Annotated in this window: 16 protein-coding genes; 12 read left to right on the forward strand and 4 right to left on the reverse strand. The window is 52.5% G+C overall.

Going from position 1 to position 17,090, the window contains the following annotated elements; all coding sequences use genetic code 11:
• Positions 1 to 286: 286 nt before the first annotated feature.
• From aegA to AC6I4B_RS07000, 3 genes are all read left to right on the forward strand, one after another.
• Entirely contained in the window at positions 287 to 2,269 is a 1,983-nt protein-coding gene (gene aegA / locus AC6I4B_RS06990; RefSeq protein ID WP_497770566.1) for a formate-dependent uric acid utilization protein AegA, read from the forward strand.
• Between the two features lie 59 nt (positions 2,270 to 2,328).
• Positions 2,329 to 2,907 carry a GDP-mannose pyrophosphatase NudK gene (gene nudK / locus AC6I4B_RS06995; RefSeq protein ID WP_497770568.1) on the forward strand — a complete coding sequence of 193 codons (579 nt, stop codon included), beginning with the start codon at positions 2,329 to 2,331 and terminating at the stop codon, positions 2,905 to 2,907.
• A 101-nt stretch (positions 2,908 to 3,008) separates the two neighbouring features.
• Positions 3,009 to 4,058 (forward strand): DUF1176 domain-containing protein, encoded by a 1,050-nt coding sequence (locus AC6I4B_RS07000; protein WP_497772051.1) that lies wholly within the window; start codon positions 3,009 to 3,011, stop codon positions 4,056 to 4,058.
• Here the strand turns inward: AC6I4B_RS07000 and AC6I4B_RS07005 are convergent.
• Positions 4,055 to 4,375, reverse strand: a complete 321-nt coding sequence (locus AC6I4B_RS07005; RefSeq protein WP_497770569.1) for an EthD family reductase — start codon at positions 4,373 to 4,375, stop codon at positions 4,055 to 4,057. The genes AC6I4B_RS07000 and AC6I4B_RS07005 overlap by 4 nt on opposite strands.
• A 209-nt stretch (positions 4,376 to 4,584) precedes the next feature.
• On the opposite strand from AC6I4B_RS07005, the gene AC6I4B_RS07010 reads away from it, so the two are divergent.
• Both AC6I4B_RS07010 and maeB read left to right on the forward strand, forming a co-directional pair.
• Entirely contained in the window at positions 4,585 to 5,496 is a 912-nt protein-coding gene (locus AC6I4B_RS07010) for a LysR family transcriptional regulator (protein WP_497770571.1), read from the forward strand.
• 245 nt (positions 5,497 to 5,741) lie between these two features.
• Positions 5,742 to 8,021 (forward strand): NADP-dependent oxaloacetate-decarboxylating malate dehydrogenase, encoded by a 2,280-nt coding sequence (gene maeB / locus AC6I4B_RS07015; protein ID WP_497770572.1) that lies wholly within the window; start codon positions 5,742 to 5,744, stop codon positions 8,019 to 8,021.
• On the opposite strand, the gene AC6I4B_RS07020 is transcribed toward maeB, so the two are convergent.
• The gene (locus AC6I4B_RS07020; protein ID WP_497770574.1) at positions 7,972 to 8,916 is read right to left on the reverse strand and encodes an AraC family transcriptional regulator; all 945 of its coding nucleotides are present in this window, start codon (positions 8,914 to 8,916) and stop codon (positions 7,972 to 7,974) included. The two genes, maeB and AC6I4B_RS07020, sit on opposite strands and share 50 nt — an antisense overlap.
• Here AC6I4B_RS07020 and AC6I4B_RS07025 point away from each other — a divergent pair.
• Together AC6I4B_RS07025 and AC6I4B_RS07030 are read left to right on the forward strand one after the other, a co-directional pair.
• Positions 8,874 to 10,400, forward strand: a complete 1,527-nt coding sequence (locus AC6I4B_RS07025; protein WP_497770575.1) for a PTS transporter subunit EIIC — start codon at positions 8,874 to 8,876, stop codon at positions 10,398 to 10,400. The two genes, AC6I4B_RS07020 and AC6I4B_RS07025, sit on opposite strands and share 43 nt — an antisense overlap.
• A gap of 4 nt (positions 10,401 to 10,404) precedes the next feature.
• Positions 10,405 to 11,943: a glycoside hydrolase family 32 protein gene (locus tag AC6I4B_RS07030; protein WP_497770577.1), complete on the forward strand. Its 1,539-nt coding sequence runs from the start codon at positions 10,405 to 10,407 to the stop codon at positions 11,941 to 11,943.
• A gap of 83 nt (positions 11,944 to 12,026) precedes the next feature.
• Here AC6I4B_RS07030 and hemF read toward each other — a convergent pair whose 3' ends face one another.
• Together hemF and amiA are read right to left on the reverse strand one after the other, a co-directional pair.
• Entirely contained in the window at positions 12,027 to 12,926 is a 900-nt protein-coding gene (gene hemF / locus AC6I4B_RS07035; RefSeq protein ID WP_497770579.1) for an oxygen-dependent coproporphyrinogen oxidase, read from the reverse strand.
• The gene (gene amiA, locus AC6I4B_RS07040; protein ID WP_497770580.1) at positions 12,926 to 13,795 is read right to left on the reverse strand and encodes an N-acetylmuramoyl-L-alanine amidase AmiA; all 870 of its coding nucleotides are present in this window, start codon (positions 13,793 to 13,795) and stop codon (positions 12,926 to 12,928) included. The genes hemF and amiA overlap by 1 nt, the downstream gene beginning before the upstream one ends.
• A gap of 213 nt (positions 13,796 to 14,008) precedes the next feature.
• Here amiA and AC6I4B_RS07045 point away from each other — a divergent pair, with 213 nt between their 5' ends.
• The 5 genes from AC6I4B_RS07045 (at position 14,009) to AC6I4B_RS07065 (ending at position 17,021) form a co-directional block, all read left to right on the forward strand.
• Positions 14,009 to 14,434, forward strand: a complete 426-nt coding sequence (locus tag AC6I4B_RS07045; RefSeq protein WP_497770582.1) for a GNAT family acetyltransferase — start codon at positions 14,009 to 14,011, stop codon at positions 14,432 to 14,434.
• Positions 14,421 to 14,891, forward strand: a complete 471-nt coding sequence (locus AC6I4B_RS07050) for a DUF2919 family protein (protein WP_497770584.1) — start codon at positions 14,421 to 14,423, stop codon at positions 14,889 to 14,891. The genes AC6I4B_RS07045 and AC6I4B_RS07050 overlap by 14 nt, the downstream gene beginning before the upstream one ends.
• 45 nt (positions 14,892 to 14,936) lie before the next feature.
• Positions 14,937 to 15,386, forward strand: coding sequence for a DUF2919 domain-containing protein (locus tag AC6I4B_RS07055; RefSeq protein WP_497770586.1), 450 nt, complete (start codon positions 14,937 to 14,939; stop codon positions 15,384 to 15,386).
• A 61-nt stretch (positions 15,387 to 15,447) separates the two neighbouring features.
• Positions 15,448 to 16,023 carry an RpoE-regulated lipoprotein gene (locus AC6I4B_RS07060; RefSeq protein ID WP_497770588.1) on the forward strand — a complete coding sequence of 192 codons (576 nt, stop codon included), beginning with the start codon at positions 15,448 to 15,450 and terminating at the stop codon, positions 16,021 to 16,023.
• A gap of 98 nt (positions 16,024 to 16,121) precedes the next feature.
• Entirely contained in the window at positions 16,122 to 17,021 is a 900-nt protein-coding gene (locus tag AC6I4B_RS07065) for a Dyp-type peroxidase (RefSeq protein ID WP_497770590.1), read from the forward strand.
• Positions 17,022 to 17,090 lie beyond the last annotated feature (69 nt).

A 17,090-nucleotide genomic window follows, 5' to 3' on the forward strand; every position in this document is an offset into this window, starting at 1 on the left:
GCCATCCGGCAAAATCACGGCAATGCCTGATGATGGCTTGCGCCTTATCAGGCCGACAACCAGCCCGTAGGCCGGATAAGCGCAGCGCCATCCGGCAAAATTACGGCAACGCCTGATGGCGGCTTACGCCTTATCAGGCCTACAACCAGCCTGTAGGCTGGATAAGCGCAGCGCCATCCGGCAATATCACGGCAATGCCTGATGGCGGCTTGCGCCTTATCAGGCTGCATCTTGAAGTTTATTGAGTACATAAATATAAGGTTTTATAACCATAGACTGAGAAATTATGAACCGTTTTATTCGGGTAGAGAGCCAACGGTGTATTGGATGCCAGGCGTGTGAAGTTGCCTGCGTCATGTCGCATAACGGTGAGCAACATGTGCTCACTGCATCACAATTTATTCCGCGCATTACTACCGTCAAAATGAACCACCAACGCGGCGCGGTGACATGCCATCATTGTGAGGATGCCCCATGCGCCCGTAGCTGCCCAAATGGCGCGATACGCCAGGCCGATGACGCGATTTTAGTTGATCAGGCGAGGTGTATCGGCTGCAAATCTTGTGTTGTGGCCTGCCCATTCGGCACGATGCAAATTATCCTGACGCCAGCCCAGGATGGGCGCGTCAAAGCCAGCGCTCATAAGTGCGATCTCTGCTATGAGCGCGCGGCTGGCCCGGCGTGTGTAGAAAACTGCCCGGCAGATGCTTTGCAGTTAATGACTCAACAGCAGTTGACCGAGGTTGCCAAAAATCGCCGTTTACAAACCGCCTGTCGTGAAGCGCAGCCGTGGCACGGCGACACTCGCGCAACGGCTCCGGCGGCAAAGCAGAGCAAAGTTCAGCAAATGGCGGCGACGCCCGCTCGTCGTGAAGCCGACAAACTTAACCTCGCCGCGCGCAAAACCAGCTTTGCCGAAATTTACCTGCCACTTCGCGAAGAACAGGCGCAACAGGCATCATCACGCTGCCTGACCTGCGGTGAGCACAGTATTTGTGAGTGGACATGCCCGCTGCATAATCATATTCCACAGTGGATTGAGCGCGTCAAAGCCGGAGATATCAACGCGGCGGCCGCGTTGTCACATCAAACTAACCCGCTGCCAGAGATTACCGGTCGCGTTTGCCCACAGGATCGGCTCTGTGAGGGCGCGTGTACCATTCGCGACGAACACGGCGCGGTGACTATCGGTAATCTTGAGCGCTATATTTCTGACCACGCGCTGGCTAATGGCTGGCGGCCCACGATTGGCAAGGTCACCCACAGTGGCAAACGGGTGGCGATTATTGGTGCAGGCCCTGCGGGGCTTGCCTGTGCGGATATTCTGGTGCGCCAGGGCGTGGAAGCCGTGGTGTATGATCGCCACCCCGAAATCGGCGGCCTGCTGACCTTTGGTATTCCGTCCTTCAAGCTCGATAAAGCGTTAATGGCGCGCCGCCGTGAAATCTTTAGCGCGATGGGCATCCGCTTTGAGCTTAACTGCGAAATTGGCAAAGACATCGCGCTGGAAACGCTGCTCGAACAGTATGATGCGGTGTTTGTCGGGGTTGGGACTTACCGTTCAATGAAAGCGGGGCTGCCTAATGAAGAGGCGCCGGGCGTATACGATGCGCTGCCGTTCTTGATTGCCAACACCAAAAATGTGATGGGGCTGGGCGAGCTGCCTGATGAACCTTACATTAATACTCAGGGGCTGAATGTGGTGGTCTTGGGCGGTGGTGACACGGCGATGGACTGCGTGCGTACCGCGCTGCGCCACGGGGCGCAAAAAGTGACCTGTGCTTATCGCCGCGATGAAGCCAACATGCCAGGCTCGAAAAAAGAGGTCAAAAACGCCCGCGAAGAAGGGGCGGAATTTGAGTTTAACGTGCAGCCGGTGACTCTTGAGCTGGACGCCAACGGGCGCGTGTGCGGCGTGCGTTTGTTGCGCACTCAGCTTGGTGAACCGGATAGCCAGGGGCGTCGTCGCCCAACGCCGATTGCCGGTAGCGAATTTGTGATGCCCGCCGATGCGGTGATCATGGCTTTCGGCTTCCATCCGCACAGTATGCCGTGGCTGAATGCACAGGGGGTTGATGTGGACGAGTGGGGGCGTATTCGCGCGAACGTCAGCTCGCGCTACCGTTACCAGACTAGCAACCCACAGATTTTTGCCGGTGGTGATGCGGTGCGCGGCGCTGATTTAGTGGTGACGGCGATGGCCGAAGGGCGCCATGCGGCGCAGGGCATTCTTGATTGGCTGGACGTTAAAATCACTCACGCGCATTGACGATACCCAGGCTTCACGGCGTAAGATGGCGAGCAATAAGCCATCGTCGTGGAGCCGGTATGTCCCTTAATATCACCGTTGTTAAAGATAAAATCCTGTCGCAAAACTACTTTGTCCTGCGCAATATCACCTACAATCTCACCCCCAAAAACGGCTCGACCATTGAGCATAAACGTGAAGTGTATGACCGTGGCAACGGCGCGACGGTGCTGCTGTACAACCGCGAGAAACAGAGCGTGGTGCTGGTGCGCCAGTTCCGCGTCGCGACGTGGGTCAACGGTAACGCCGACGGGATGTTAATCGAAACCTGCGCGGGTTTGCTGGACGACGACGAGCCGGAAGATTGCATTCGCAAAGAGGCCATTGAAGAAACTGGCTACCAGGTGAGCAACGTTCGTAAACTGTTCCAGTTATATATGTCTCCGGGTGGCGTAACGGAAATTGTGCACTTCTTTATTGCCGAATATGACGACAGCCTGCGGGAAAATGCCGGTGGCGGAGTGGATGATGAAGCCATTGATGTACTGGAAATACCTTTTTCACAAGCGCTGGAGATGATTAATAGTGGTGAGATTTGCGACGGTAAGACGGTGATTTTGCTTCAATATCTGCAAAATTCGGGTCTTATGCCTAAATAAGGACAATGCTCAATCCGATAAATCCGATTGAGGGTTGCGGCTTCGGCAGTGAAGATAGCTCCTTGCTGGGTGTCGTTTTTTCTTCTGGGGTTGTACCGTCCATGCGTTACCGCGTTCTCCTTTTTTTCTTCTGCCTCGGGTTGCTCCCGACGTCGTTGACGTGGGCGGCTCCGGCGCAGCAGAGCTTTTCTGACTGGTTAGTGACCTGCAATAACCAGAACTTCTGCGTGACTCGTAACGTCGGGTTGCATCACGGGTTAGTGATGACCCTCAGCCGTAGCGCAGGGGCGCACACGGATGAGCAACTGCGGATTGAGCTGGGCGGGCTGGTTAACCCGGTGGCAGCCGTTCCGGCGATTGAACCCCGACTGCTACTGGACGGCAAACCGCTAAAGCTCAATGGCGAACATTGGAAAGTGCAGCCCAAGCTGCTGACGACCGGTGATGGCGCCACCATTGATGCCTTCTTACAGCAAATTCAGGATGCCGAAGCGATTACCCTGGAAAAAGGCGTACAGGTGCTGTCGTTAAAAGGGCTAAAGGCGGCGCTGCTGTTTATCGATGCCCAGCAAAAACGGATGGGCAATGAAACCGCATGGGTGCGTAAAGGCGACGAACCGCCGAGAAGTGTCCCGCCAGCGCCAGCGCTGAAAACCGTGGCGAAAGCCAAGCCTGCCCCAGCGGCCTTAAGCCACGACGAATATAACGATTTGCTCGATTTCGGCACCTGGCGGATGAACAATAACCAGTGCTCGCTAGATCCGATTCGCCGCGAGGTGTGGGTGACGGCGTTAACCGACGATAAAGCGTTGATCATGACGAGCTGTGAGTCCGGTGCTTATAACACGATTTACCGCGCGTGGCTGGTGTCACGTAAGAAACCATTTATCACCACACCGATACGCCTGCGCCTGCCGTTTTTGCCTGCGGGTCGCCAGGAACGTGATATTGAGCTGGTCAATCTTAGCTTTAATGAAAGCAGCCGCGAGCTAGTGACCCTGGAAAAAGGGCGTGGCCTGAGCGACTGCGGCGTTCAAACGCGCTGGCGTTATGACGGCCAACGCTTCCGCCTGGCGCGCTATGCCGCCCAGCCGGAGTGTGACAACTGGCAGGGGCCAGACGCCTGGCCTACGCAGTGGGTTTCCGGTTAGCGCTTTCTGATTTCCGTAATGTAGGTGACGGCGACATTGGCGGCAAAATTGGGTACGTCAGCAAACGCTTGTTGCCCCACCGGTGAGTCAAACGCTGCCATCGCGGCATCCAGCGAGTCAAACCACAGCTCAGAAAAACCGTCGATGGGCGAGTCCGGGTAGATTCGACGGTCGATAGGATTCAGCACATAGCCGCGCAGGCCGGGCAACTCAAGGGCGATTTTACTGTGCACTTCCTGCCAGTGAGCGACAAACTCCTCAAAACTCTGCGTCTCTTTTTTGGTCAACAGGCCGACATGTTTAAAACCCCTGGTCATCTTTCTCTCCAATAATTGATTGATTCATTTAGCTCATTTTGATGATGGCGTAACAGGCCTGTTTTGCCGGGTGATGAGTATGGCTCACCACGGGGCATACTATGATTGATTTCTTTAAGGCGATAAATAGGGTTTTATTCGCTTCTTTGTAGACATAAATTCTCCAATGCGTTACAGCATATCTTTCCCTTTTTGATAAGTATTGAACGATGCGTAAAACCGACAATCTCGGCGGGATCACCGCCTTTGTAACTACCGCGCAGCAGGGCAGTTTTACGGCGGCTGCTGAACAACTGGGGCTGACCAAATCGGCGGTGGGGAAAAGTGTAGGGCGGCTGGAAGCGCGTTTAGGCCTGAAGCTGTTTCAGCGCTCTACGCGGCGGCTAAGCCTGACGCCAGACGGTGAGACATTTTTAGCAAGCTGCCAGCAGGCGATAGATATTCTGGCGCAGGCCGAAGCCGAACTAACGGCGCATGTGGTTAACCCCGCAGGGCGTTTACGCGTTGATTTACCCTCGGCTTTTGGTCGCCAGCGTATTTTGCATTTGCTGCTTGCGATAACCCGTCAGCACCCGTCGTTGCAGCTAACGGTGACATTTAACGAGCGTTTTGTTGATTTGATAGAAGAGGGCATTGATCTGGTTATTCGCATTGGCGAACTGGCGGATAGCAGCGGTTTGGTCGCCCGGCGGCTGACCACCCAAAAGCTGGTTATCTGCGCCGCACCGCACTATCTACGCCAGCACGGCGAGCCGATGCAGCCGGATGATTTACGCCATCATCAGTGCATTGTCGGGCTTCGCCGTCATCAAGCCATCACCTGGCCTTTGAAAGCGCCAGACGGGCAGCTGCTTCGCTTTACGCCGCCGCCCATGCATGAATTTGCGGATGGTGATGCCATGCTCGCTGCAACATTAGCGGGATGCGGGCTATCGCAGCTTCCACGCTGGCTGGTGGGTGAGGCGCTACAGCGCGGGGAACTGGTGGAAGTTTTGCGGGATTACGCGGGGGGCGAAATGCCCATCAGCGCGGTATGGCCAAAAAGCCGCCAGCCGTTGCCGAAGATTCGTTACGTGGTGGATGAACTGGTGCAGGCGGCAGCGCAAGGGCGTCTGGACTAGCCCACCGTGAGCAGAGGTTATGAGCGGTATAACAAAAAAGCATAGCCGGAAATCATGATCTTGCTATTGATAATTGATAACATACAAGAAATAAATCAATAACAAAAAAGAGCGTGTTCGCAAGAGTATGGCGGCCTTCAAAGTTTAGGCGGCAGCCACGGGCGATACTAGATGCTTCTTTCGGGAGTGCATCAGGACGTAATTGCGCTTCACCTTTTTAGTTCGATACGTGAAAGGAAACCTAAATGGACGACCAATTAAGACAAAGTGCCCTCGATTTTCATGAATTCCCCACCCCAGGAAAAATTCAGGTAGCGCCAACCAAGCCGCTGGCGACCCAGCGCGACCTCGCGCTAGCATACTCTCCAGGCGTTGCCGCGCCATGCCTCGAAATCGAAAAAGATCCGCTAGCGGCCTATAAATACACGGCTCGTGGCAACCTGGTTGCGGTGGTTTCAAACGGGACAGCCGTGCTTGGCCTGGGCAATATCGGCGCGTTGGCCGGGAAGCCGGTCATGGAAGGCAAGGGAGTCTTGTTCAAGAAATTTGCCGGTATTGACGTGTTCGATATTGAAGTGGACGAACTGGATCCTGATAAATTTATTAATGTCGTGGCGGCGCTGGAACCGACCTTCGGCGGCATCAACCTTGAAGATATTAAAGCGCCGGAATGTTTCTACATTGAGCAGAAACTGCGTGAGCGGATGAACATTCCAGTATTCCACGATGATCAGCACGGTACGGCTATCATCAGTACTGCCGCGATTATCAACGGCCTGCGAGTGGTCGAGAAAAACATCTCCGATGTGCGCATGGTGGTGTCTGGTGCGGGCGCGGCAGCTATTGCCTGTATGAACCTGCTGGTGGCGCTGGGGATGCAAAAACACAACATCGTGGTTTGCGACTCGAAGGGCGTGATTTACGAAGGCCGCGAAGCCAACATGGCGGAAACCAAAGCTGCCTACGCGGTGAAAGACGACGGCAAACGCACATTGGATGATGTTATTGCGGATGCGGACATTTTCCTTGGCTGCTCTGGCCCGAAAGTGTTGACCCCGGAAATGGTGAAAAAAATGGCTCGCGCGCCGATGATCCTCGCGCTGGCTAACCCTGAGCCGGAAATCCTGCCGCCGCTGGCGAAAGAAGTGCGCCCGGATGCGATTATCTGTACCGGTCGTTCTGACTATCCGAACCAGGTTAACAACGTGCTGTGCTTCCCGTTCATCTTCCGTGGGGCGCTGGACGTGGGCGCGACGGCGATTAACGAAGAGATGAAACTGGCGGCGGTACACGCCATTGCCGAACTGGCGCACGCTGAACAAAGTGAAGTGGTGGCCTCGGCTTACGGTGACCAGGACTTGAGCTTTGGCCCGGAATACATCATTCCTAAACCGTTTGATCCGCGCTTGATTGTAAAAATTGCACCCGCCGTTGCCAAAGCGGCAATGGACTCCGGCGTGGCGACTCGGCCGATTGCGGATTTCGACGCTTACATCGAAAAACTGAGCGAGTTTGTCTATAAGACCAACCTGTTCATGAAGCCTATTTTCTCGCAGGCGCGTAAAGAGCCAAAACGCATTGTGCTGGCGGAAGGTGAAGACAACCGCGTGCTACACGCAACGCAAGAGCTTATCACTCTGGGGCTGGCGAAACCGATTCTGATTGGTCGCCCAAGCGTAATTGAAATGCGTCTTCAGAAGCTGGGGCTGCAAATCAAACCGGGTATCGATTTTGAAATCGTTAATAATGAATCCGACCCGCGCTTTAAAGAGTACTGGCAGGAATACTTCAGCCTGATGAAACGTCGCGGTATCACGCAAGAGCAGGCGCAGCGTGAGATGCGCAGTAACACCACCGCGATTGGTTCTATTATGGTGCAACGTGGCGAAGCTGACGGCATGATTTGCGGTACTGTCGGTGATTACCATGAACATTTCCGCGTGGTACAACCGCTGTTCGGCTATCGCGATGGCGTTCATACCGCCGGGGCGATGAACGCGCTGCTGCTGCCAAGCGGCAACACCTTTATTGCTGATACCTACGTCAACAACGACCCTACGCCTGAGCAAATTGCCGAAATCACTCTGATGGCGGCGGAAAGCGTGCGCCGCTTCGGGATCGAACCGCGCGTAGCGCTGTTGTCACATTCCCATTTCGGTTCTTCTGACTGCCCATCGGCTAGCAAAATGCGCGATGCGCTGGCGCTGGTACGTGAGCGTGCGCCTGAGCTGATGATTGATGGTGAAATGCACGGCGATGCGGCGCTGGTGGAAAGTATCCGTCATGACCGGATGCCAGACAGCCCATTAAAAGGCTCGGCGAATATTCTGGTGATGCCGAATATGGAAGCCGCGCGTATCAGCTACAACCTGCTGCGCGTCTCCAGTTCTGAAGGGGTGACGGTAGGGCCGGTACTGATGGGTGTCGCAAAACCGGTGCATATCCTGACGCCGATTGCTTCCGTTCGCCGTATCGTCAACATGGTGGCGCTGGCCGTCGTCGAAGCACAGACACAACCGCTGTAAGAGTTGAATGCCGCTTCGTTTGAACCGAAGCGGCATTTTTTGCTTTTTGCTGGCGATATTCAGAGGGGGAAAAGCCTGTTGCATGGCGGAAGACCTTTGAAAAAAGCAGGGCATCCTGATAACCCACTGAAAACGCAATCGTTGCAATCGAGTATCGTGTGTTTAGCAACAGCGCCCGGGCCTTATCCAGCCTGATACGTGTCAGATATTCTTTTGGACTGCATTGAAATTCTTGAATAAATAACCGATGTAAATATGTCCTGTCTATGTTCAGGTAACGTGCGATTTCTTCAATTTTAATATTTCGATCATAATGGTTGCGAATATATTGCATCGCCTGTATCGCTATTTTTTTTGGGCTGTGAGAGGGCGCTTCATCTTCAACAGGAAAGTTTTGGCACAGAAGATAGATAATATCGGTTAATTTCGCGGCTATTAATATATCACTGTTAGTGCCGAGAGTTGATATTTCTATAATTTCACTGAATGTATTTTTAATGATTCCTGCCTGGCTTTCATGAAATACCGGGTTTGTAGATGAGAGCTTACAGCGCTGTAGGTAGTGCGTGATAAGCGTTCCACGAAATCCCATCCAGTAAAATGCCCAAGGTGTCGTTTTATCGGCTTCATACTTTATGATTTCGCCCGGAGTAATAAAGAAAAAATCCCCCTGATGCAGCGGCCAGGTACAGCCATTGCTGGTGAAAACTCCATTGCCGGAAAGAATATAGTGCAGCATAAAGCCGCTGCGCACTGTGGGCCCGTAGGTATGGCCGGGAGCCGTGGCGTCAAAGCCACATGAATAGAGATAAAGTGCGTCGTTTGCAAAAGGATTATTATAGAGATAGTTCAATGCGTATTTACCCCTGGCGACAAAATTACCTTGATTGTCCACATTTTTCCATTCTATCGGAATTCGCGGGTGATTATAGTACGGACATAATAATTTTATCGGGGGTTGTTATGAAAAATGATTTTCCCAGCGCCAATATACTTAATTCATTAATCAATGCATTAGGTGGAAAAGAGAATATCGTCCATGTTACGCACTGTGCTACCCGTTTACGTCTGGTATTAGCGGATAACGCCAAAGCGCAAATAGAAAAAATAGGCTGTCTTGAGCATGTTAAGGGCGTATTTACCGTGGGCGATCAGCTACAGATTATTTATGGCGCCGGGCGAGTGAATACCGTTTGTCAGGCGTTGAAAGATCATCTGGGGATAACCGAAGAGAGCCATTATGTTAGCCAACAGCGGCAGAATGCGATTCAGCGGTTTGTGACGTCTATTTCAGATGTCTTCGTAGAAATAATGCCCTCTATTTTAGCGGCTGCGCTATTAATGGGATTGACGTCACTGTTAACCACCAAAGGCATCTTTGGGACGAAAACTATTGTAGAGATGTTCCCGCAGATATCCGGCATCAACAAAATTATCTCCATTGCTTCTTCGGGTATCTTCGCTTTTCTACCTATGGTCGTGGCCTGGTCTGCAACGCGCCGTTACGGCGGCCGCCCGGCTTTGGGGTTGGCGATTGGCGCAATTATGGTTCATCCTGGATTGGTCGATGCTTTTAGCGCGGCGTCAGGAAAAGTTCCTGTTGAATCTATTAGCCTTTTTGGGTTGCCTGTGGAAATGGCCGGTTTCCAGGGAGGGATTATTATTGCGTTGATGATTGGCTTCACCGTCGCCTGGCTCGATAGGTACTTTAGCCGTGTGCTACCGGACATCATTAAATTTGTGTTATCCCCAATGCTGACCATTCTGATTTCATCCCTGTTGCTGTTTACCATTATCGGGCCTTTTGGCCGGTTTTTGGGAGAAGCGATTACCGGTGGCCTGCTGTGGATGGCGGAATATTTGGGGATTTTCGGTTACATGATTTTTGGCGCGGTTCAGCAATTGATCGTGATTACGGGTTTACACCATACGTTTGGGGCCATTGAGGGACAACTGCTGGCCAGTACGGGGCGCGACTTCCTTAACCCACTGATGTCGGTGGCCTTGATGGGGCAGGGGGGCGCAGTGCTTGGCTATATGCTGCTGCACAGAAAAAATAAGCAAGTTTATACGCTGTGTATTTCAGCCTTTACTTCGATTCTTTTTGGTATTTCTGAACCTGCGCTGTTTGGGGTGACGCTGAAATATCGTTTTCCGCTGTTAGCAGGATGTTTGGCGGGGGCGGCGGGGGCAGCTTGGGTCTATCTATCAAAACTCACCGCGCTGGGGTATGGGACGACAGCATTGCCGGGGATCACCATTGTCGATCCTGCGAACAATGGGTATGTAAATTATATTATTGCCTACCTTATTGCACTGGTTGTCGGCGCATTGGGAACCTGTCTCTTGGGTAAATTTTCCCATTCTAAGGCGAGCTAAGAATATGAAAAACTCTTTACGCTTTAAGCAGTATGCCGATATTCCAGACGCTGTACTTAAATATGCGAAAAAGCTAACGAGCGGTTCGCCGTATCGCCAGCATTACCATATTGAGCCTGAAACCGGATTCCTTAACGACCCCAATGGGTTTAGTTTTTTCAACGGGCAATATCATCTGTGTTATCAATGGAACCCATTGCGCTACTGTGAAAACCAGTGGTATCAGGGATGGTTCCATCTGGTATCGGATGATTTAGTGCATTGGCGGCCACTTGGGCCGCTCATTGAACCGAATTCTGTCTACGACAGCCATGGCCCTTATTCCGGTAGCGCTATCGTGGTTGATGATGAGCTACTTATTTTCTATACCGGCAACACGCGCGATGAAAACTGGCAGCGTACACCTTATCAAGTTATCGCCCGTATGGATGCGCAAGGGCGATTAACGCGCCAATTGCCTCCGGCGATTAAAGGGCAACCTGAAGGGTACACCGATCATTTCCGTGATCCCAAAATATGGCGCTGTGGCGATGATTTTTACGCCGTGATTGGTGCACAGCGCGACAGCCTGGAAGGTGCTTGTGTGCTGATGCATTCTAAAGATGGCTGTGCCTGGCAAATTCAGGGAGAACTCAAAGTAGACGTGACGCCACGCGGCTACATGTGGGAATGCCCAGATTATTTTGAACAAGACGGCCAGGGGGTATTAATTTATTGCCCACAAGGGCTATGCCAGGATAAAACGCGGCGAAACCTCTATGAAGTGCATTATCTTTGCGGTGAACCGCTATCGTTGAGTGAACTTACGTTTGCACATCGCGCACCGCAACTTCTGGATAATGGGTTTGATATGTACGCGACTCAAACAATGATGACGCCAGATGGGCGGCGAATTCTTATCGGCTGGATGGGCGTTTCGCAGATGCACTATCCAACCGAAGCCTATGGCCATTGCGGCATACTGAGCATCCCGCGTGAAATTTCTGTGCGAAATGGGCGTCTTTATCAGCAACCACTGCCGGAACTCCAGTCACTTCGCGGCGAACGCCAGCAGCAGTGGCTAACGTTGACGCCCGAACGAAGAGTCGCGCTAAACAGCGGAACCGCATTCGAGGCCCGAATCACCTTCAATGGGCAAATCAGCGAACAGATTGTGATATCGCTGCGGGCGGATGAATCAGGTAAACGCAGAACAACGCTGACGCTGGATGCGGCGGAAGGAGAAATTATTGTCGATCGATCTGATGCCGGAGAACCGGTCAATGCAGAATATGGCGTACGACGCATAACGCCCTGGTCATTCGTATCGCCGACTACCGTCACGATTTTTTCTGATACAACCTCACTGGAAATTTTTATTGATGACGGCGCGTTTGTCTCCTCATCACGCATTTTTCCACGCGATGACCAGCGCTGGCTAATGATTGAGAGCCACGGCGCGACGATTGCGACAGAAGTGGAGTGCTGGACATTAAAAGGAATGAATCATGACGGCAACGCCCTGGCTGCCGGTGAACCCGCGCGATGCCGAGATCAATGTTGACCAGCAGGCGCCGGGGTGAGTAATTATCAGCGTTCAGAGAAAATATACTCTGCCACGCTGATAACTTATATTATTTCAAATAATCACACCCAATCCCGAACCTGAATAAACTCACTCAGCGCGGCTTCCGGGCTGCCGTCTTCCGGCTGGTAGTTATATTCCCAGCGCACCAGCGGTGGCATCGACATCAGAATAGACTCGGTACGCCCGCCGGTTTGCAGCCCGAACAACGTCCCTCTGTCCCACACCAAATTAAACTCAACATAACGGCCACGGCGATAGAGCTGAAAATCGCGTTCGCGCTTACCGTAAGGCGTGGACTTACGCCGCTCGACAATCGGTAAATAGGCGTCGGTAAAGCCTTTACCGACTGCTTGCATAAAGTCGAAGCACTGGTTGAAGTCTGGGGTATTCAGATCGTCAAAGAATAGGCCGCCGATGCCGCGTTGTTCGTTGCGGTGTTTAAGGAAGAAGTAATCGTCGCACCACTTTTTATAGCGCGGATAAACGTCTTCGCCAAACGGCTGACACAGGTCACGCGCGGTGGTGTGCCAGTGAACGGCGTCCTCGGTAAAACCGTAGTAGGGTGTTAAATCAAAACCGCCGCCAAACCACCACACCGGTTCTGCGCCTGGTTTTTCGGCGATGAAAAAGCGCACATTGGCATGGCTGGTTGGTACGTACGGGTTGCGTGGATGCACAACCAGCGACACGCCCATGGCTTCAAAGCTACGACCGGCGAGTTCAGGGCGGTGAGCGGTAGCCGATGCTGGCATGGCATCGCCATGAACGTGGGAAAAGTTCACTCCCGCCTGTTCAAACACCGCGCCGTCGCGTAACACGCGGCTACGACCGCCGCCTCCCGCCTCGCGCTGCCAGTTATCTTCAATAAAGGCATTGCCATCGACCTGCGTGAGCTGCCGACAAATATCGTCCTGAAGGGCAAGCAGGAATGCTTTAACCTGCTGAACATTAATCGTCATCAGCGTCTCTTTGCGTGGGCTTTCTGGTTATCGAACCAGTGGAAATAGCTGATGATGCCGGAGGCTATCGCGTTGGCGATTTTTTGGCGGAATGCCGTCGTGCCGAGCAGGCGTTCTTCTGCCGGATTGGTGATAAACGACGTTTCTACCAGCACCGACGGAATAGACGGTGACTTCAGCACCACGAATGCCGCCTGTTCCGTGCCTTTGCTGTGCAGCTTATGCACCGGTTTGATTTTTTTCAGCACGTGCGAGCCTAACGTCAGGCTGTTTTTAATGGTGTCGGTTTGCACCAGGTCAAACAGAACCTGCTGCAACAGATGGTCTTTATCTTTCGCTTTTTTCCCGGCCAGCTCATCAGCGGCGTTCTCGCGTTCTGAGAGGTATTTTGCCATGGCGCTACTGGCTCCACGGTTGGACAGGGCGAATACCGACGCGCCCGCCGCAGACGGGTTGGTAAAGCCATCGGCGTGAATCGACATAAACAGATCCGCACCGTGCTTGTGGGCAATCTCCACGCGGTCGTACAGGGGGATAAAGGTATCGCCAGTGCGGGTAAGACGCGCATCAATGCCGTTGCTTTGTAAGATTGAACGGACGTTCTTGGCTATCGCCAGCACCACGTGTTTTTCTTTTGAACCGTTATGCCCGATAGCACCGGTATCAATACCACCGTGGCCTGGGTCTAACATCACCAACCGCCGTCCCGACGATTTTTTCGCTGGTTTGCTATGCCCGTTGCTGGTTTTTAAGCTGGCATCTTTTGCCGCTGCCTGAGAGGCAATGCCTGATAATGTGAGCGCAGCCAATCCGGCTTTCAGTACCTGGCGGCGCGAAGTCAGTGTTTTTAAAGGTTTAAAAGTGCTCATTCCGGCCTGAGTTGTGAAAACAGTAATCTATATGTTATATCGTATCGCGTTTCTTGTTGCGACTGCGCGCGATAAGAATTGTTTTACTTTTCATTTCAATACGTGTCTGCACACTATTATGCCATTTTTTTCACTGTGCCGCGTCAGATATTGGCTAAATCAGCCGTTCACGCCATAATCACTGTTTTTGAACCTGAAAAGGTGGGTAATACCATGGAGATACGCGTTTTCCGCCAGGCAGATTTTGAAGAGGTCATCACTCTATGGGAGCGATGCGATCTGCTGCGCCCATGGAACGATCCCGAGATGGATATCGAGCGCAAAGTGAATCACGACGTCAGCCTGTTTTTGGTGGCGGAGGTGAACGGTGAAGTGGTCGGTACGATTATGGGCGGTTACGATGGTCATCGCGGTTCCGCTTATTATTTGGGGGTTCATCCTGAATACCGTGGAAGGGGAATTGCCAACGCACTCCTGAACCGTCTTGAGAAAAAACTCATTGCTCGCGGTTGTCCGAAAATACAGATTATGGTGCGGGAAGAAAACGAGGTCGTACTGGGAATGTACGAACGTCTGGGCTATGAGCATGCCGATACGCTCAGCTTGGGTAAGCGTTTGATTGAAGATGAAGAGTACTAAACCACTCATCTTTCCTTCCGATTATGATGCGCTGGGGAGGTTGCAGCTCCCTTGGCTATTCTGGGGTGTATTGTTGTTGCAGATGCGTGCTTTTGCACGGGCATTACATGCTATCGCTTTTGAGAATGTGCATTTCGAAGGTTTAGATCTGCTTTATGTCGTCTTTCCTGGCATCCCTGCGTTGGTGGTTTTCGCGCTGTTTAGTAGAGTGCGACGCTACTGGAGCTGGAAGCTTTGGTGTCTTGGGCGTTGGGTGTTGATTTTTGGGCAATGTCTGCAATTAGTCTGGCCTTTGCTTCATTGGTTTAATGGCGAATCAATCACCGGATGGGCGTTAGCCTTTTTTGTCATCAATATTTCGGCGTTGTGGTGGGTATGCTCAAGCCAGCGCTTATGGGCTTGTTTTACGAGTGAATACGGTTATCCATCATTTCATTATAAGAATATCCGTTATTGAAATGGTTGTTGTAATGAGCTTACGTTGGCTGATATAGAATTGAAGATGAAGAGTACTGATTTCTCCCCTACCGATTTTGACGCGCAAGGCCGCCTGCGTCTGCCTGTTTTATTCTGGTGCCTGTTATTGTTGCAGGCGCGGACGTGGGTGTTATTTCTGATGGCGGGCGCATCGCGCAATCAGGGCGATGTCTTGCTGAACCTGTTTTATCCTGACCACCATCTTTTCTGGATTGGCCTGTTGCCTGGCATTCCGGCGGTGCTGGCTTTCTTAATCAGTGGGCGACGCCATGTTCATCCGCGCGTCTGGCGTCTACTGCGACCGGCGCTTATCATGGCTCAAATCGTCCTGCTTGGCTGGCAGCCCTGGCAGTGGTTTAACGGAGATGCCATTTCCGGCATCGGGTTGAGCCTGTTTATCGTGGATATTTTTGCCTTATGGTGGCTGCTGACTAACCGGCGTTTACGCGCCTGTTTTACGGATGCTGCGCAATAGACGGCACTTTTTGTGTTTTACGCACTCCAATAAGCCTGACTTGAATAGATAGGAAATATTAATGAAATCGCTGCGTATATTCGTGTGTGCCCTCCCGCTGGCTTTGACCGGCTGTTCAACGCTGTCGTCGGTAAACTGGTCTGCGGCTTATCCGTGGAACTGGTTTGGTTCTTCCGCAGAAGTGACTGAACAGGGCGTCGGCGGCCTGACTGGTGCAACGGCGCTAAATGAGCAGGCCATTAGCGACGCGCTCGGCAGTAGCTACCGTTTACGCAGCGGGATGAAAACCCACAACGGCAATATCGTGCATTATTTTGAAGCGCTGCGTGGTGACCAACTGGCGCTGATGATTAATGGGGATAACGGTACGGTGAGCCGGATTGACGTGCTGGATAGCAATATTGAAGCGGCGGATGGCGTGAAAGTGGGGACGCCGTTTAGCGCCGTTTACGACAAAGCGTTTGGCCATTGCCAGGCGGCGAACGAGGACGATAGCAACGTCGTTGAATGTAAAGCAAAAGACAGTGCACATATCAGTTATCAGTTCACCGGAAACTGGCAGGGGCCACAAGGGCTAATGCCGCCGGATGATTCACTGAAAAACTGGACGCTGAAGAAAATCGTTTGGCATCGCTAAATTTGTCGGCACATTAGCCTGGCCTGCTGAAAAGCGAGTACAATGTGTGAGGTTTTTATATGCCACGATGTCGTGGCATGTTTATTTCAGGAGGAGCGATGTCTCAGGTTCAGAGCGGCATTTTGCCGGAACATTGCCGCGCGGCGATTTGGATTGAAGCCAATGTAAAAGGGGATGTAAACGCCCTACGTGCTGGCAGCAAAATTTTTGCCGAAAAGCTGGCGGCGTTTCAGGATAAATTCCCGGACGCACATTTAGGCGCGGTAGTCGCGTTTGGCCATAACACCTGGCGCGAACTGAGCGGTGGCGTCGGTGCGCAAGAGCTGAAAGATTTTCCTCCGTATGGCAAAGGGCTGGCTCCATCAACGCAGTACGATGTGCTTATTCACATTCTTTCTCTGCGTCATGATGTTAACTTCTCCGTTGCTCAGGCTGCGCTGGCTGCCTTTGGCGATGCGCTGGATGTGAAAGAAGAAGTTCATGGTTTCCGTTGGGTGGAAGAACGCGATCTGAGCGGCTTCGTTGATGGCACGGAAAACCCGGCGGGTGAAGAAACGCGTCGTGAAGTGGCGGTCATCAAAGATGGCGTGGATGCGGGCGGCAGCTATGTTTTCGTTCAGCGTTGGGAGCACAACCTCAACCAACTGAACCGCATGAGTGTGCCGGATCAGGAAATGATGATTGGCCGTACCAAAGAAGCCAACGAAGAGATTGACGGCGACGAGCGCCCGGAGACATCTCACTTGACGCGTGTCGATCTTAAAGAAGACGGCAAAGGGTTGAAAATTGTTCGCCAGAGCCTGCCGTACGGCACGGCAAGCGGCACTCACGGCCTGTACTTCTGCGCCTACTGCGCACGTTTGCACAATATTGAACAGCAACTGCTGAGCATGTTTGGCGACACCGACGGTAAGCGTGATGCGATGCTGCGTTTCACCAAACCGGTGACCGGCGGCTACTACTTCGCGCCATCGCTGGATAAGCTGGTCGCGCTGTAAGTTGGTGCACTCCCCCTCACTCTATCCCTCTCCCTTTCTGGGAGTGCGTCGGGGTGAGGGTACAAACGA

This window comes from Kluyvera fluvialis, assembly GCF_059725275.1.

Excerpts from the sequence above, each read along its gene's own strand:
- AC6I4B_RS07045 (WP_497770582.1), top strand. The coding sequence starts at position 14,009 with ATGGAGATACGCGTTTTCCGCCAGGCAGATTTTGAAGAGGTCATCACT.
- AC6I4B_RS07005 (WP_497770569.1), bottom strand. The coding sequence starts at position 4,375 with ATGACCAGGGGTTTTAAACATGTCGGCCTGTTGACCAAAAAAGAGACG.
- AC6I4B_RS07065 (WP_497770590.1), top strand. The coding sequence starts at position 16,122 with ATGTCTCAGGTTCAGAGCGGCATTTTGCCGGAACATTGCCGCGCGGCG.
- maeB (WP_497770572.1), top strand. The coding sequence starts at position 5,742 with ATGGACGACCAATTAAGACAAAGTGCCCTCGATTTTCATGAATTCCCC.
- AC6I4B_RS07010 (WP_497770571.1), top strand. The coding sequence starts at position 4,585 with ATGCGTAAAACCGACAATCTCGGCGGGATCACCGCCTTTGTAACTACC.
- hemF (WP_497770579.1), bottom strand. The coding sequence starts at position 12,926 with ATGACGATTAATGTTCAGCAGGTTAAAGCATTCCTGCTTGCCCTTCAG.
- AC6I4B_RS07000 (WP_497772051.1), top strand. The coding sequence starts at position 3,009 with ATGCGTTACCGCGTTCTCCTTTTTTTCTTCTGCCTCGGGTTGCTCCCG.
- AC6I4B_RS07025 (WP_497770575.1), top strand. The coding sequence starts at position 8,874 with ATGCGTATTTACCCCTGGCGACAAAATTACCTTGATTGTCCACATTTT.
- amiA (WP_497770580.1), bottom strand. The coding sequence starts at position 13,795 with ATGAGCACTTTTAAACCTTTAAAAACACTGACTTCGCGCCGCCAGGTA.
- nudK (WP_497770568.1), top strand. The coding sequence starts at position 2,329 with ATGTCCCTTAATATCACCGTTGTTAAAGATAAAATCCTGTCGCAAAAC.
- AC6I4B_RS07030 (WP_497770577.1), top strand. The coding sequence starts at position 10,405 with ATGAAAAACTCTTTACGCTTTAAGCAGTATGCCGATATTCCAGACGCT.
- AC6I4B_RS07050 (WP_497770584.1), top strand. The coding sequence starts at position 14,421 with ATGAAGAGTACTAAACCACTCATCTTTCCTTCCGATTATGATGCGCTG.
- AC6I4B_RS07055 (WP_497770586.1), top strand. The coding sequence starts at position 14,937 with ATGAAGAGTACTGATTTCTCCCCTACCGATTTTGACGCGCAAGGCCGC.
- aegA (WP_497770566.1), top strand. The coding sequence starts at position 287 with ATGAACCGTTTTATTCGGGTAGAGAGCCAACGGTGTATTGGATGCCAG.
- AC6I4B_RS07060 (WP_497770588.1), top strand. The coding sequence starts at position 15,448 with ATGAAATCGCTGCGTATATTCGTGTGTGCCCTCCCGCTGGCTTTGACC.